Annotated in this window: 8 protein-coding genes; 4 read left to right on the top strand and 4 right to left on the bottom strand. The window is 67.3% G+C overall.

Annotation, left to right across the window (positions count from 1 at the left end):
* Positions 1-66: 66 nt before the first annotated feature.
* The gene (locus OHS03_RS29040) at positions 67-3,399 is read right to left on the bottom strand and encodes an arabinosyltransferase domain-containing protein (protein ID WP_407942420.1); all 3,333 of its coding nucleotides are present in this window, start codon (positions 3,397-3,399) and stop codon (positions 67-69) included.
* A 275-nt stretch (positions 3,400-3,674) separates the two neighbouring features.
* On the opposite strand from OHS03_RS29040, the gene OHS03_RS29035 reads away from it, so the two are divergent.
* The 4 genes from OHS03_RS29035 to OHS03_RS29020 all read left to right on the top strand — a co-directional run bounded on the left by OHS03_RS29035 (position 3,675) and on the right by OHS03_RS29020 (position 6,102).
* Complete coding sequence (locus OHS03_RS29035; RefSeq protein ID WP_328658446.1) at positions 3,675-4,187, top strand: hypothetical protein; 513 nt, start codon at positions 3,675-3,677, stop codon at positions 4,185-4,187.
* Between the two features lie 100 nt (positions 4,188-4,287).
* The gene (locus OHS03_RS29030) at positions 4,288-4,785 is read left to right on the top strand and encodes a peptidylprolyl isomerase (protein WP_056822265.1); all 498 of its coding nucleotides are present in this window, start codon (positions 4,288-4,290) and stop codon (positions 4,783-4,785) included.
* Positions 4,786-4,931: 146 nt separating this feature from the next.
* Positions 4,932-5,453: a hypothetical protein gene (locus OHS03_RS29025; RefSeq protein WP_328658444.1), complete on the top strand. Its 522-nt coding sequence runs from the start codon at positions 4,932-4,934 to the stop codon at positions 5,451-5,453.
* An 88-nt stretch (positions 5,454-5,541) separates the two neighbouring features.
* Positions 5,542-6,102, top strand: coding sequence for a Uma2 family endonuclease (locus OHS03_RS29020; protein WP_328658442.1), 561 nt, complete (start codon positions 5,542-5,544; stop codon positions 6,100-6,102).
* Between the two features lie 61 nt (positions 6,103-6,163).
* Here the strand turns inward: OHS03_RS29020 and OHS03_RS29015 are convergent, their stop codons facing one another.
* From OHS03_RS29015 to fadD32, 3 genes are all read right to left on the bottom strand, one after another.
* A complete protein-coding gene (locus OHS03_RS29015) occupies positions 6,164-7,708 on the bottom strand; it encodes an acyl-CoA carboxylase subunit beta (RefSeq protein ID WP_062989442.1) in 1,545 nt (514 codons plus the stop codon).
* 4 nt (positions 7,709-7,712) lie between these two features.
* On the bottom strand, positions 7,713-12,920 hold the full coding sequence (gene pks13 / locus OHS03_RS29010; protein WP_328658440.1) for a polyketide synthase Pks13: 5,208 nt from the start codon (positions 12,918-12,920) through the stop codon (positions 7,713-7,715).
* A 99-nt stretch (positions 12,921-13,019) separates the two neighbouring features.
* Positions 13,020-14,930 (bottom strand): long-chain-fatty-acid--AMP ligase FadD32, encoded by a 1,911-nt coding sequence (fadD32, locus tag OHS03_RS29005; RefSeq protein WP_056822283.1) that lies wholly within the window; start codon positions 14,928-14,930, stop codon positions 13,020-13,022.
* Positions 14,931-15,090 lie beyond the last annotated feature (160 nt).

Below are 15,090 nucleotides of genomic sequence, written 5' to 3'. Positions count from 1 at the left end.
CCCTCATACGACCACAAAGGCGCGGACCACATCCTGTGATCCGCGCCTTTTACTGTCCGGCCGAGGTCAGAACACCCGCAGTGGGCCCGGGCTCCACAGCCCGTTGCGCGGCGCGGTGCCGGTCTCCAGCTCGGCGGGCGTGGCCTGCGCGTACTGGTCGTAGCGTTCCAGCGAGCCCCAGTCGCGAGCCCAGTCGTCCTTCAGATAGGTCGGGATGGTGACCCGGCTCGCCAACATCTGCGTCATGCCGAGCGGACCACCGAACTCCTGCGCCTGCCAGGTATCGGTCGACGAGATCGCCAGCGGACGGTCCGGCAGGATCCGGTAGTTCGCCACCTCGGCCACGCCGTTCTTGTGCGCGAACGGACGCTGGCACGGGAACTGCAGGCCGACGGCCCAGTCCAGCAGGACCGGCTGGTCACGGCCGACGAACGTGTCCAGAGTCTGCAGCTTGGGCACCCGAGGCGGGGTGAACGCCAGCCACTGATCGCCGATCAGGATCGGGTCGTTGACCATCACGCGTACCGCGTTCACCTCGGCCGGGAGGTCGGCCAGCGGCACCCGCAGGTTGCGCCACGACGGGGCGGGGCCGATATCGCGCGGCTGGTAAGCGCCGAGCGTGGTGACACTGCCGTCGGGGTTGCGGGTGCCGTATTCGACGAACAGCGCCTGGCCGTACTTGTCGGAGCCCGAGTCGTCCTTGGAGGCGATGCGACCGGCCGCGCTGATCACGACCAGCGGCGAGTCGTCCGAGCGGGCGGGCAGACCGTACCAGGCCGATTCCAGGTGGGCAGGCTGCTGCATGCCCTCCTGGTAGGAGCCCAGAATCGGGGTCTGAGCGGGGTCGAGGCCGAACGGCAGCGCCACGGTCGAACCGTTGATGCCGCGTGCGCCCTCGCCGCCGCCGGTGCCCGCGCTCTCGCCTTCGGCGAAGGCCGCGCCCACCGACTGGTTGCTGGTGTTGCCGGTGCCCGGCTTCACCTCGACCGCGTCTGCCGACAGGTCGCTCGGCACCCCGTTGGGGGTGAACCCGACCGAGCCGGTGCCCGCGAGCGGGTCGTTGGGGTCGGTGAACGGACGGGCCGGGTCGACGATCGGGTCGAGCCTGCCGCCGTTCGGGTCGGGTTCGACCAGCACGTCGTTGGCCAGGCCACACGAGTTGTTGCTCAACGCGTCGATGTTGGAGCGGCCGAGCGAGTAGCCGGGGTACTGCTGGGTCGCGCCCTTGACCAGTGAGAGCACCTCGAACAGCACCATCAGGCCGACCACGATGGTGAGCGGGATGGCGGCGAACTTGCGGATCCGTCTGCCGCGCTTGGTTTTCGCCGACGGCACCGGCCGCACATAGTCCTCGCGCAGCGCGTACCAGCCGACCAGGGCCAATGCCACGCCGAACAGGATGAGCATCACCGTGTTCGAGTGCACGCCGCGCAGCGAGATGGTCTTGTCGAACCACGGCACGCCGTAGCTGGACACATACCAGTAGCCGTTGATGCCGGAGAACGACAGCGCGAGCACGAACAGCAATCCGGCCAGGAAGATCGCCCGGTTCTTGCGTGACCGCAGCGCGCTCTGCGACACCGCCACCGCGGTCACCGCCGCGAGCCCACCCGCGATGCCCGCGTAGGCGCCGAAGTGGTGGGTCCACTTGGTGGGGTTGAACATCATGAAAAAGATCGTGCCGAAGACGATGCCCATCAAACGCCAGGTCGGACCCGACGCGATCCCCGGCACCTGACGGCGGCGCAGCAGCACCAGCAGCGTCGTGAACAGGCACAGCAGCATCACCAGGAAGGCGAAACGGCGAGCCAGCGAGCCGTCGACAGTCTCGACGAACATGTAGTAGTAGCGCAGGTAGTCCTCGTACCAGGCCAGGTTCGGGCCGGTGGCCTGACGCACCCGGTTGGCTTCCTGGATGCCCGCGAAGGTCTGGTCGCCGTAGACGACCGTGAGCACGAGCACGCCCGCCGACGCGATCGGAGCCAGCAGCGCGAGCGTGCCGAACTCGCGATGACGGCGCACGATGATCCGCACCAGCGGCCGGATACCGGCCAGCAGCGCGGCGATACACATCAGGCCGGTGGGCGCGGCAGCGAGGGTGAACGCCGCGATCAGCACCGCGATACCCGCGGGCAGCAGGCGGCCGGTGGCGATGGCGCGTTCGATGGAAACCCAGGTGAGCAGTGCGCCGAGGGCGACGATCGGCTCCGAGCGCAGACCGTTGTCGAAGGGCAGCCAGAACGCCAGGAACACCAGTCCACCGGTCCACAGCGCCACCTGAGAGCGCTTCACCGCATTGCCGAGGCGAGGGACCACTTCGCGGCTGATCACCATCCAGCACAGGATCGCGCAGATCAGCGCGGGCACGCGCACCCATGGGCTGGCCGTGGAGATCTCGGCGAACACCTGGATGACGTAGTAGTACCAGCCGAACGGCGCCTCGGGGACGCCGTACCAGCGGAAGTAGTTGGCCATATAGCCCGCGTCGGGGGCCACGCGCACCATCGACAGGATGTAGCCGTCGTCGGAGGTGTTGGCGCCGACGAAATGCCAGACCAGCAGCGTGCCGACCACCGCGCCGTCGGCCCAGGTAGGCTTCAGCCAGTTGCGCGGCAGGAAGCGGCGGTGCCCACGCCCGTCACTGCCGTCGAGACGACCGAGCGCGCCGAGCGCCAGCAGGGTGCACAGCACGGCCGCGATGATCGCCACCAGCTTGATCAGCGACGGGCTCGACGAGAAGCGGGTGTCGATCGTCGAGGTCAGCGAGAGACCCGGCGGCACCGCGCCTTCGAGATCGGTGAACACGCCGACGATCTGGGGCCGCAGGTCACCGGCGAGCTGCCCCTGCACGGGCACCTGCACGGTTTCCACCACGCCCGGCTGACCGGCGACCGGCCGCTCGACCTGCTTGCTCAGCCCCACGAACTCCGCACTCGTGCGGTTCTGATCGGAACTGATCCGGATCGCCGAGCACCCGTCCATCGCCGACCGGTCCGCCGAGGCGACCACCGCGTTGCGATCCACCACATCGACGGCCGTATCGGACACGCGCACGAACAGCGCCTCCAGGGCCGCGCGATCGCCCTGTGGCGGCGCGGTCGCCAGCAGCATGCCGCCCTGTTCCGGCAGCGTCGCCACGGCCGAACACGGGATCGACACATTCAGGTCGATCGGCACCTGCGACATCAGCGGTGCGGCCACGTTCGCGAGCGTGCCGTTCTGCGGCCAGTTCAGTTGCGCGGTCGTCTGGGTGACCGGAAGAAACGGCGTGGCCACCGCGAACAGCGCACCGAGAATCCCGGCGACGATCGCGATCCATCGCGCGATCCGGAAGTCCTTCGCGGTGGCCACCGGTTCGGCAGGAGGCTTGGTAAGAACGGCTGTAGCGGCGTCTGGCACGGTTCGACATGCTATCGGTCCCTCGGTACTTGTGAGGGGTCGCACGCCGAGTCGGTAAAATAGCTGGTGTGACTATGCACCATCGGTGCATAGTCACACCACATGGTCAGCAGGGGGCGGCATCCGAAAAAGGCAATCAATACGGCCCTCGCAGAGCTCGACCTCGATCGTTTCGAGGTCGAAGAAATCCACCGCGGACACCGCTGGGGCGTCGTCCGCCACCGTTCCAGCGGTGACACGATTGCTATCTGGTCGACCGATTGAAAGGAATCGTCATGGGTCGCCATGAATTCACGCTGGTACTCGATCACACGCCAACCGATGACGACCTCGACGCGCTCTACGACGCGGGGCTCGACGATTCAACTCCCGAGTTCGGCCCACGCACGACCCCTCTACTGCACCTGCATCGTGATGATGACTCCCTGGCATCGGCCATTATCAGTGCTGTCGGCCAGGTCGAGACCGCCGGTTTCGCCGTCGTGGGCGTGCGCACCGAGAACCTGGTGACCCTGAAAACGATCGCAGCCAGGACCGGTCGCACATACGAAAGCGTTCGTCGACTCGCCAATGGCGATCGCGGGCCGGGCGGCTTCCCCGCGCCGATGAGCGGTGACGGTTACGCGCTGTACTCATGGACCGAAGCCGCGCGGTGGTTCGCCGAGCACTACGGCATCCCCGACACAACCACGCGCTACGACCGAATCATCGCCGCCGCGGATCATTTGGTACGCGCCCGCCATTTGCTCGGCGGCGACACCGGCCAACTCTCCGCGCTGGCGAGCTGACCTTCATCACCAGCAGATTTACGCCCGAGGCTTTCGGCCCGGCACTCCGACCGTGCAGCACCTGCCAGAACGCTCGGCGGTTCGCCCTAGACTCGACTCCATGACCAAGGTGAATCTCGAAACCAATTACGGACCGATCGTGCTCGAGTTGGACGACCAGGCCGCGCCGAACACGGTCGCCAACTTCGTGAACTACGTGAACTCGGGCCATTACGCCGGCACCGTGTTCCATCGCGTCATCCCCGGTTTCATGGTGCAGGGCGGCGGCTTCGAGCCCGGCCTGAAGCAGAAGCCGACTCAGGCGCCGATCCAGAACGAGGCCACCAACGGCCTGAAGAACGACAAGTACACCGTCGCGATGGCCCGCACCAACGACCCCCACTCGGCCACCGCGCAGTTCTTCATCAACATCTCCGACAACGCCTTCCTCAACCACTCCGCCCCCCAGGGCCAGGGCTGGGGCTACGCCGTCTTCGGCAAGGTCACCGACGGCTTCGAGGTAGTCGACAAGATCGCCGCCGTCACCACCGGCAGCGCCGGCCCCCACCAGGACGTCCCGGTCGACGACGTCATCATCGAATCCGCCTCTGTCGCCTGATTTCTCGACGCAGTGCGGCGGGCCGCCACCGAATTCCTCGGTGGCGGCCCGTTTTTTGATTATCGAGTCGTCACCGATGCGATCGTGAAGGTGTTGCAGCGCACGCGGTACGGTGTTTCGACTGTTCAAAGTTCTTGGGGGAATACGTGAAAGACCTTCTTTACTCGGCGCTGGGCGTAGTGTTCGGCGCCTTCCTCGTTTTCGGCGGAATCGTCACGCTCAACAGCGGTGCCGACTGCGACGGCAAGGCGATGTCGGCGCGCGAGATCTGCGTGACGACCAGTAAGGGTTCGTCGGTGGAGCGTGACGCCGCCGAACAAGAAGCCCAGAACAAGCGCACCGGGTGGATGCTGATCGGCGGCGGCGCCGTGATGAGCATCGGCTCCGCGTTCTGGCTGCGGAGCAATCTTCGTTCGCGCCGGGCTCGCCGCGCCGCTACCGCGCCGCGGGGTTTCCCGCCCGCCGGCACCCCGCATGGACTGCCACAGGCACAGGGCCAATGGCAGCAGGCCGCACCCGCTCCGTACGGGTCGCCGCAACCCCAGGGCCAGTGGCCGCAGCAAGCTCCCGGATACAACGCACCCGCTTACGCGCCACACCCCCAGAACCAACCGCCCGCACCGCACCCGGGCGCCGGGTACAACCCGAACCCGAACTACCGGCGGTAACGGGTCATTCCTTCGAGCTTCCAAGTCACACGATTAGACTTGGTCCAGCGGGTTCGCCGACCGCTCGAAGATGTCCGGAAGGAGCGCCATGACTGCCATCGCCCCCGCGTGGATGCACGAGCAGATCACGGCTGCGGAGTACGACACCTGGTCCGAGGAGCAGTGTGCGGGCATCGAGATCGTGGACGGGATGGTTGTTGTGAGGCCCAGTGCGTCCAAGCGGCATAACCGGCTGGCTCGGATCCTTGCCAACGCGCTCGACGCCGCGGCCGGACCGGACTGGAATGCCGACACCGACTTCGACGTCCGACTCCAGGATGTTCCGCTCACCAATCGGCGACCCGATGTCGTTGTCTATCGCGCCGATACGATCGACCTGACGCCGACCCGGCCCGAACACGTGCTGTTGGTCGTCGAGGTCGTCTCGCCCGGCTCGGAGACCACCGACCGCATCGTCAAGGTGGACCAATACGCGAAGGCGGGCATCGCCTTCTACTGGCGGATCGAGCAGGCGGCCAACGGTGTCCCGCTGATCTGTACCTACATTCTCGACCCGGCGACCGGGTCATACCGGACCGGCGACATGTTCACAGGAGCGGTCGATGTCTCGGCTCCCTTTCCCGTGGAGATCGACCTCGGGATAATCTGATCCAGACTGAACGAACGGGTCGCCTCGGAGAGTTTTCCGTGGCGGCCCGTTCGGGTTCGATCTACAGCGGCAGGACGTGGTGCTTGCGCGGGTTGCGCTGGATCTTCTTGTCCTGGAGCAGTTTCAGGGCTCGGCGCAGTTCGAGGCGGGTGGAGGCCGGTTCGATGATGGCGTCGATGAAGCCGCGTTCGGCGGCCACCCACGGGGTGGCGACGTTGGCGTTGTAGAAATCGATGAGGTTCTGGCGGATGGCGGCGCGCTGGTCTTCGGGGGCGGCGGCGATCTGGGCGGCGCCGAGGAGGCTGACGGCGCCCTCGGCGCCCATGACCGCGATGCGGGCCGTCGGCCAGGCGAGGTTGATGTCGGCGCCGAGCTGCTTGGAGCCCATCACCGCGTAGCCGCCGCCGTAGGACTTGCGGACCACCAGGGTGATCTTGGGGACCGAGGCCTCGACGTAGGAGAACAGGAAGCGGCCGCCGCGCTTGATGACGCCGACCTTCTCCTGTTCCACACCGGGGAGGAAGCCGGGGGTGTCGACGACGAAGACCAGCGGGATCTCGAAGGCGTCGCACAGGCGCACGAAGTGCGAGGCCTTGTCGGAGGCGCGGGCGTCGAGCGCGCCGGCCGCCGACATCGGCTGGTTGGCGACGACGCCGACGGTGCGGCCGTCGATGCGGGCGTAACCGGTGATGATGTTCTGGCCGGTGTCGGCGCTGATCTCCTTGAACTCACCGTCGTCGAAGATGCGCAGCAGGATGTCGTACATGTCGTAGCCCGCGTTGTCGGAGTCGGGCATGAACGTGTTCAGCTCGCGGTCGGAGTCGGTGATCTCCGGCTCGAGACCCGGATTCACCACCGGCGGCAGTTCCTGGCAGCTGCTCGGCATATAACCCAGGTACTCGCGCACCCAGGTGAAGGCCGCCTCCTCGTCCTTGGCGACGTGGTGGATGTTGCCGTACTGGGCCTGCGTGCGCGCGCCGCCGAGTTCCTCGAGGCTCACGTCCTCGCCGGTGACCTCTTTGATGATCTTCGGGCCGGTGACGAACATGTGCGCGGACTCGGTCGCGACCACCACATCGGTGCAGATCGGCTCGTACACCGCGCCACCGGCGCAGTTGCCGAGGATCACCGAGACCAGCGGCACCATGCCGGACAGCGGCTCGAGGTTGGTCGCCATCCAGGCGTACCAGGCCAGCGAGCTGATCGCTTCCTGCACACGCGCGCCACCGGAATCGTTGATGCCGACCAGCGGGATGCCGACCTTGGAGGCGTACTGCATCAGGCCGCACAGCTTGCGACCGAACGCCTCACCGACCGAACCGCCGTAGACGGTCTGATCATGGGAGAACACCGCCACCGGGCGGCCCTCGACCTTGCCGTGGCCCACGACGACACCGTCACCGTAGAGAGCGGTCGCGTCGCCGGGCTTACGCACCAGCGCGCCGATCTCGACGAAGGTGCCGGGATCGAGCAGCTGGTTGATCCGGTCGCGGGCACTGGGAATGCCCTTGTGCGCCCGCTTCGCGATGCCCTTCGCGCCCGCGGGCTCTTTGGCGAGCTCGAGCCGCTCGTGCAGATCGGCAAGCTTTTCGGCGGTCGTGCTCACTTACTTACTCTCCCTTTGCGGAAATCGCGGCCAGCTTGGCGGCGAGGTCGGCACCGATCTGACCGATCCGCGGTTCGTCGACAATCTGTAGGTGGTCGCCCGGAATGTGGATGACCTCCAGGTTCGGGATGTACTCATCCCAGCCACCGTTGGGCTTGCGGTCCGCGAAGCGCGGCTCGAGCTGGATCATGCCATCGTGGTAGCGATCGGCCAGGTAGAGCACCGCGTCACCGTCATACTGGGTCGGCTTCGCCTTGGCGAGATGGCGGCTCTCGATCCACGAGGTGCGCTGGTGTTCGAGCACACCGCCGGGGATCTTCGCGCCGGTCAGCTTCACCAGGCTGGCGACGATGTCGTACTGCTCCTCGTCGTTGGCCTGGGCGAGTTCCTGCAGCTGCTCGTCGGGCAACTCGCCCTCTACGCCGTAGGTGGTCTTGGCGAACTGCTGGTAGCGCTGAATGCGGCGAACCCGCTCCTCGGGGCTGTTGTCCTCACCCTTGACCGGGAGCGCCAGGTCGATCAGACCGACGACGCGCACATCTGCGCCTTCTTCGCGAAGGAGCTGAGCGACCTGCAGCGACAGCACCGCACCGAGCGACCAGCCGTACAGCACGTACGGGCCGTTGCCCTGCAGCTTGCGCAGTTCCGGCAGGTACTGGCGGGCGCGTTCTTCGATATCGCCCTCGACCCGCTCGAATCCGTACATCGGGGTATCCGAGGCGAGACGCTTCAACAGCGGCTCGTACACGAGGGTGTTGCCACCCGACGGATGGAACACGAAGACCGGCACGGCGTCCGAGCCCTCGGTACGCGCACGCAGCGGGCGCACGAAGCCGTCGACATCGGCGCCACTGTCCTGCAGATTGCGCACGATCTCGGCGAGCTGCTCGATCGACTCGCAATCGAGCACATCGTCGACGGTGACCTCTGCCTTGACCCGCTCGGTGAGGCGGGCCGCCATCTTCTCGGCGACCTCTTCTTCGAGGATCGGCAGGGTGTTGTAGACGCCACCGGGCGAGGTGCCGGTGACAACCGCCCACGTGGCGTAGGCGAGACGCTCGGCAGCGTCACGTGGCGGAACGTTGTCCTCGTCGGCGCTCGCATCAGCGAAGTAGTCGATGTCGGCGACAGCCGACTCGGCCGGCGCCTGTTCCGAAACCGGTTCGGCGACAGCGGCGGGCGAACTGGCATCGGCTTCCGAAACCGGTTCGACAGCAGCGGCTTCCGGCGACAGCTCGGCTTCGGCCTTCTTCGCCACCGCCAGCGGATCCTCACCCGCGGCGATCGCGGCCCGAGCCGCCTCGACGAAGTTGGCGTCGACACCCAGCTCGACATCTTCACCCGCGGCCTTGGCGGCAGCCTGCTTCTCCGCCATCGCCGCGACCTCGTCGCGATGCTCGATCGCGTAGCGCAGCACCTTCGACACCTCGTTGAGGCTGGCGTCGCGCACGGCCGAGATCTGCAGCTGCGGGATGTCGAATTCGTATTCGACGCGGTTCTTGATGCGCATCGCCATCAGCGAATCGAGGCCGAGTTCCATCAGCGGGATCTCCATCGGGAGATCCTCGACGGCGTAGCCCATGGATTCGGCGACGATGACGCACAGCCGCTGCTCGATGGTCTCGCCACTGTCGGCGCTCCAGCGGTCGCCGGTGGCGATGGCGATCTCGGCGGCGGTCGGTGCGGCTTCCTCGGCCGGAACCGCCACGGCGGCAACGGGTTCGGGGAGAGCGGCGCCGGAGGTGACGACCGCGTCGAACAGCAGGGTGAACCCGGCCGCGGACTTGGCGTGCACCTGGACCGACGCGCCACCGAGGTGCGGAGTCAACGTGGTGGTCAGCGTGCCCGCGGTGGGCAGCGCGGCGTGCGGATGTGAGACCGAGACCGCGACATCGGAAAGAACCTGTGCGGCAGCGGCTTGCACCAGCGCGGCCAGGTCGCTCACCGAAGAAGCCTGGATCTCCCAGGCGTGACGGCCGTCCGGCATGGCGACGTGCGCACCGGGCACCCGGGTGTTGCCGCCGCCCGAGGACATCGAGACCTTGGGCCAGTACGGCTTGCGCACGAACGCGGTTCGCGGCACGTCGGCGTAATCACCTTCGGGCAGCAGCGAACTCAGGTTCACGGCGTGGCCGTGGACGTAGAGCTGCGCGAGCGCGCCGATCACACCGGCGGACTCGTCTTCCTTGCGCTTGAGCGTCGGGATGAGCTGCGCGTCGTGCACGCCCGCCGCGAAGGTGGTGCCCAGAACCTGCATCAGCGCAACGGAATTGGGCGCCAGCTCGAGGAACGTGGTGTGCCCGGAGTCGACGGCGGCCTTCACCGCGTTGGTGAACCACACGCTGTGGCGCAGGTTCTTCACCCAGTAGGGCTCGTCGTGGATCGGGTCGGAACCGGGCTTGAAGTACAGGCCCTCGTGCACGGTGGAGTACAGGCCGGTCTTCAGCGAGGTCGGCTCGATGCCTGCCAGTTCGGCGGCGAGTTCGCCGAGCAGCGGGTCCATCTGGGAGGTGTGGCCCGCGCCGCGGGTCGGCAGGATGCGGGCGAACTTGCCCATCGCCTCGACCTCGGCGACGATCTGCTCCACCTGCTCGCGGGGCCCGCCGATGACGGTGTTGGTCGGCGCGGCGTACACCGCGCACTCCACGTCGGGGTACTTCGGCAGTAGCAGCGCCACATCGTGGGCGCTGAGTTCGACCAGCGCCATATTGCGCACTTCGTCGTCGGTGAGCATCTGCTCGCCCTCGCCCATCAGGCGCGAACGGGCGCAGATCACGCGCACCGCGTCTTCGATCGACAGGCCACCGGCGATGTAGGAGCCTGCCACCTCACCCATCGAATGACCGACCACCGCGGCCGGTTCCGCGCCGTGGGCACGCAACAACGCGGCGAGGCCGAGCTGGATGGTGAAGATGCCGACCTGGCAGGTGCCGACGTCGTAGTCCTGCTCGTCGTCGAGGAACATCTCGCGGATCGAGTAACCGGCCTCGTCCTGCACCAGCTCGTCGACCTCGTCGACCGTCTTGCGGAAGATCGAGTTCTCGCCGTAGAGCTGCTTGGCCATCTTGCGGTGCTGCGAGCCGAAACCGGAGAACACCCAGATCGGCCCGTTGGACGCGGGCGAATCGGCGGTGAACACCCCGGCGCCCGGCTTGCCCTCGGCGATGGCGCGCAGGCCGGCAACGGCCTCTTCGCGGGTCTTGGCCACCACCACACCGCGCGAACGCTGGTGGCTGCGCTTGGCCAGCGCGCGGGCGACGTCGGCCAGCGGCACATCCTTGCCCGCGCCTTCGAGCCAGTCGGCCAACTCGGTGGCGGCGCGCTTGCGACGCGAGGGCAGGTAGGCCGAGACGGCAAGGACCACGGGCAGCGGCTCGTCGCGCTCGCCGTCCCATTCGACGACCGGCTCCACCGGCTCGACGGCGGCCTCGGTGATCGCGATGGCCTCGGCGACCACATCGGTGGTCTCCTCGCCCACGATCTCCTCGCCCACGATCTCCTCGGCGGCGACCTGCTCGGCGGTCACGTCCTCGACAACCGGGGCCGTTGGCACGTACTCCTGCAGCACCACGTGCGCGTTGGTGCCACCGAAACCGAAGCCGGAGATGCCGACGGTCGCGACGCCGCTGTAGCGCGGGTACTCGGTGGCCTCGTCGACGACCTTGAGATTGGCCTGCTCGAACGGGATGTAGGGGCTCGGACCCGCATAGTTGATGCTCGGCGGAATCACGTTGTGCTGGAACGACATCAGCACCTTCGCGAGGCTCGCCGCGCCCGCGCCGGATTCGAGATGACCGAAGTTGGTCTTGGCCGAACCGAGCAGGGCGGGCTTGTCGGCGTCGCGGCCACGGCCGATCACGCGGGCCAGCGCCTCGGCTTCGATCGGGTCGCCGATCGGAGTGCCGGTGCCGTGCGCCTCGATGTAATCGACGGTGTTGGGAACGATGCCCGCGTCGCGGTAGGCGGCGCGCAGCACGTCGGCCTGTGCGTCGGGGTTGGGCGCGAACAGGCCGTTGGAACGGCCGTCGGAGTTCACCGCGGAACCCTTGATGACGCCCATGATGTTGTCGCCGTCGCGCTCGGCGTCGGCCAGGCGCTTGAGCACGATCATGCCCGCGCCCTCGGAGCGAACCATGCCGTCGGCATCGGAGGAGAACGCCTTGATGTGCCCGTCCTTGGCGACGGCGCCGTTCTGGTCGAAACCGAGGGTGATGACCGGGGCCAGGATCATGTTCACGCCGCCGGCGAGCGCCACGTCGGCCTCGCCGGTACGCAGCGCGCGCACGGCCTGGTGCACGGCGACGATGGTCGACGAGCAGGCGGTGTCGACGGTGACCGACGGGCCACGGAAGTCGTAGAAGTAGGAGACGCGGTTGGCGATGATGCCGGTCGAGCCGCCGAGCAGCGCGTATCCGCGGGACGAGGCAGGCGCGTCGGGATCGGTGTCGCCGAGGCCGAGCGAGGCGATCATCTGGAAATCGTTGGTGGACGAGCCGACGAACACGCCGACCTGCCCGCCCTTGAGGTCACTCGCCGGGATGCGCGCCTGCTCGAGCGCCTCCCAGGTGAGCTCCATCATCAGCCGCTGCTGCGGGTCGACCTGCTCGACCTCGATCGGCGACATCGCGAAGAATTCGGCGTCGAAACCCTTGATGACGTCCTGTTCCAGGTAGCCGCCGAGGGTGTTGGCCTGGTCGATGGTCTTGGCCACGGACGGATCGGTCAGGAACTCCGACCAGCGACCTTCGGGCAGCTCACGGATCGCGTCACCGCGCCCGATGATGAACTCCCAGGTCGACTCAGGCGTGGTGCCCGCACCCGGCAGACGCGTGGACAGGCCGACCACCGCGACATCATGCGCCTCGGAAGGCGCGAACGCGGCCGTGTACTCCGAGGAGTCCTCGGCAGGCGGCTCCGGCTCACCGTGCACGATGACCTCGGCCAGCGAGGCGATCGTCGGGTGCTGGTAGACCACCGTCGGAGTCAGCACCACACCGGTGAGGTCCTCGATGTCACCACCGAGGGCGAGAGCGTCGCGCGAGGCGAGCCCGAACTCCTCCATCGGCCGGTCGACGGTGATCGCGTCGACAGACTGCCCGGTCGCATCGGCGACCCAGCGGCGCAGCCATTCACGCAGCTCGGCCACCGAGAGATCGTTCGTCTCGGCAGGGACGTCAGGGTTCGGGGTGGGCGTGCCCTCGTTGTTAGCCATCAATTCCTCAAGCTACCTGTCTGCGTACAGGGCGCGCCGTGGAATGACGCCCGGCCTGCATCGCACACCGGGCGTCACCTCCTTTTCGGACGTGCCGAATTACTCTTCCGGTGCATCGGGGAAAGCCTGCTGGGTGTAACCACCGCGCAGCGTTCCCTCGAGGTAGGCGGCCTTGCAGGCGCGCCGGGCGATCTTGCCGCTGGAGGTACGCGGGATGGAACCCGCGGGCACCAGCAGGATGTCACGAGCGGTCACGCCGTGGCGCAGCGACACCGCGGCGCGCACCGCGTCGGCGATCGGGCCGGGGTCGGCCTTACCGGCGCCGGGACCACGTTCGGCCACGACCACCAGCTGCTCGGACGCGTCGTCCACGTCGAACTTCAGGCCGGAATGGCTGTCGGCGGCGAAGACCTCGGCGGGCAGCTGATTGGCGGGCACCGCGAAGGCCGCGACGAAACCGGGACGCAGCGACTTGGACGCCTCCTGCGCGGAGAACTCCAGGTCCTGCGGGTAGTGGTTGCGCCCGTCGACGATCACCAGGTCCTTGACGCGACCGGTGATGTAGAGCTCACCTTCGAAGTAGACGCCGAAGTCGCCGGTGCGCATCCAGTCGGCATCGGGGCCGGTGCCCTCGGCGTGCCCGCCTTCGACCGGCTCGGTGACCTTGTTGCGGAACGCCTTGGTGGACTCGGCGGGGCGACCCCAGTAACCGATGCCCATGTTGTTGCCGTGCAGCCAGATCTCGCCGACCTGCCCGTCGGGCAGCTCGCGACCCTGCGCGGTGTCCGCCGATTCCGGATCGACGATCACGGCCCACTGCGACAGCCCGACGTAGCCACACGACACCTGCGCGATGGCGGTCTCGTCGGACTGGTCCACGCGCACCATGCGGCCCGCGTTGAGCTCGTTGCGATCGACGTAGACGTATTTGGCCTCGTCCTCGGCGCGGGTAGCCGAGACGAACAGCGTCGCCTCCGCCATGCCGTAGCAGGGCTTGATCGCGGTCTTGGGCAGCCCGTACGGCGCGAAGGCCTCGTTGAACTTCTTCATCGAGGAGACCGTCACCGGCTCGGACCCGTTGATCAGGCCGATCACATTCGACAGGTCGAGCGACTCGCCGGCCTTGGGCACACCGCGCGCGGCAGCGTGCTCGAAGGCGAAGTTCGGCGCGGCCGCGAAGGTGCCCGCACCGTCGGAAACGGCGGCCAGCTCGTTGATCCAGCGCGAGGGACGACGCACGAACGCACTCGGCGACATGATGGTGATGAACTTGCCGCCGACGGCGGGCAGGATCACCGTGAGCAGGCCCATGTCGTGGAACAGCGGGAGCCAGGTGACGCCACGCGAGTTCTCGTTCATGTTCAGCGAGTTGATCATCTGCAGCAGGTTGGTGCCGACCGCGCGGTGGGTGATCTCCACACCGGCGGGCACCCGGGTGGAACCCGAGGTGTACTGCAGGTAGGCGATGTCGTCGATCGCGGTGTCGGGGCGCACCCAGGAGTCACCGAGGGTGTCCGGGATGGCATCGACGGCGATGATGCGCGGACGCTGCGCGGCGGGCAGCGAGCGGAAGAACTGGCGCACACCGGCGGCCGAAGAGGTCGCGGTGAGGATCGCCGACGGCTCGCAGTCACCGAGGACGGCGTGCAGGCGGTCGGTGTGACCCGGCTCGTCGGGATCGAACAGCGGCACCGAGATGGTGCCGGCGTAGATCGCCGCGAAGAAGGAGATCACGTAATCCAGGCCTTGCGGCGCGAGGATCGCGACCCGGTCGCCCGGGTTGGTCACCTGTTGCAGGCGAGCGGCCACCGCGCGCAGCCGTACTCCGAACTCCTGCCAGGTCAGCTCGTGCACCTCGCCGTCGCGTTCCCGCGAATAGTCGATGTAGCGGTACGCGAGCGTATTCGCATCGTTACGGGTGTGCTTCTCGACGTGATCGACCAGGGTCCGACCCTCGGGAATGTTGATATTCCCGGTTGCGTCCAGGTAGTCGTCGAAAGTCTCTTCCATTCCTTCTTCTCCTTGCGAGGACGCGATGACAAGCTCTGCGGCCTCGACTCGCTATATCGCCACCGGCCGTCGAACTCACACGAACGTGCGTCGACAGCCTGCGGATTTTCGAGCGGTCTGCGCGGTGACCGCTATCGGCTAGATGTTCTCAAACCAGAGT

Origin of the sequence: Nocardia salmonicida (assembly GCF_036142455.1) — a bacterium.
Taxonomy (GTDB): Bacteria; Actinomycetota; Actinomycetes; order Mycobacteriales; family Mycobacteriaceae; genus Nocardia; species Nocardia salmonicida.
Note: the sequence above shows the minus strand (reverse complement) of the source record. Positions and strands in the feature narration are given on the sequence as shown.

Excerpts from the sequence above, each read along its gene's own strand:
- OHS03_RS29035 (WP_328658446.1), top strand. The coding sequence starts at position 3,675 with ATGGGTCGCCATGAATTCACGCTGGTACTCGATCACACGCCAACCGAT.
- OHS03_RS29030 (WP_056822265.1), top strand. The coding sequence starts at position 4,288 with ATGACCAAGGTGAATCTCGAAACCAATTACGGACCGATCGTGCTCGAG.
- OHS03_RS29020 (WP_328658442.1), top strand. The coding sequence starts at position 5,542 with ATGACTGCCATCGCCCCCGCGTGGATGCACGAGCAGATCACGGCTGCG.
- pks13 (WP_328658440.1), bottom strand. The coding sequence starts at position 12,920 with ATGGCTAACAACGAGGGCACGCCCACCCCGAACCCTGACGTCCCTGCC.
- fadD32 (WP_056822283.1), bottom strand. The coding sequence starts at position 14,930 with ATGGAAGAGACTTTCGACGACTACCTGGACGCAACCGGGAATATCAAC.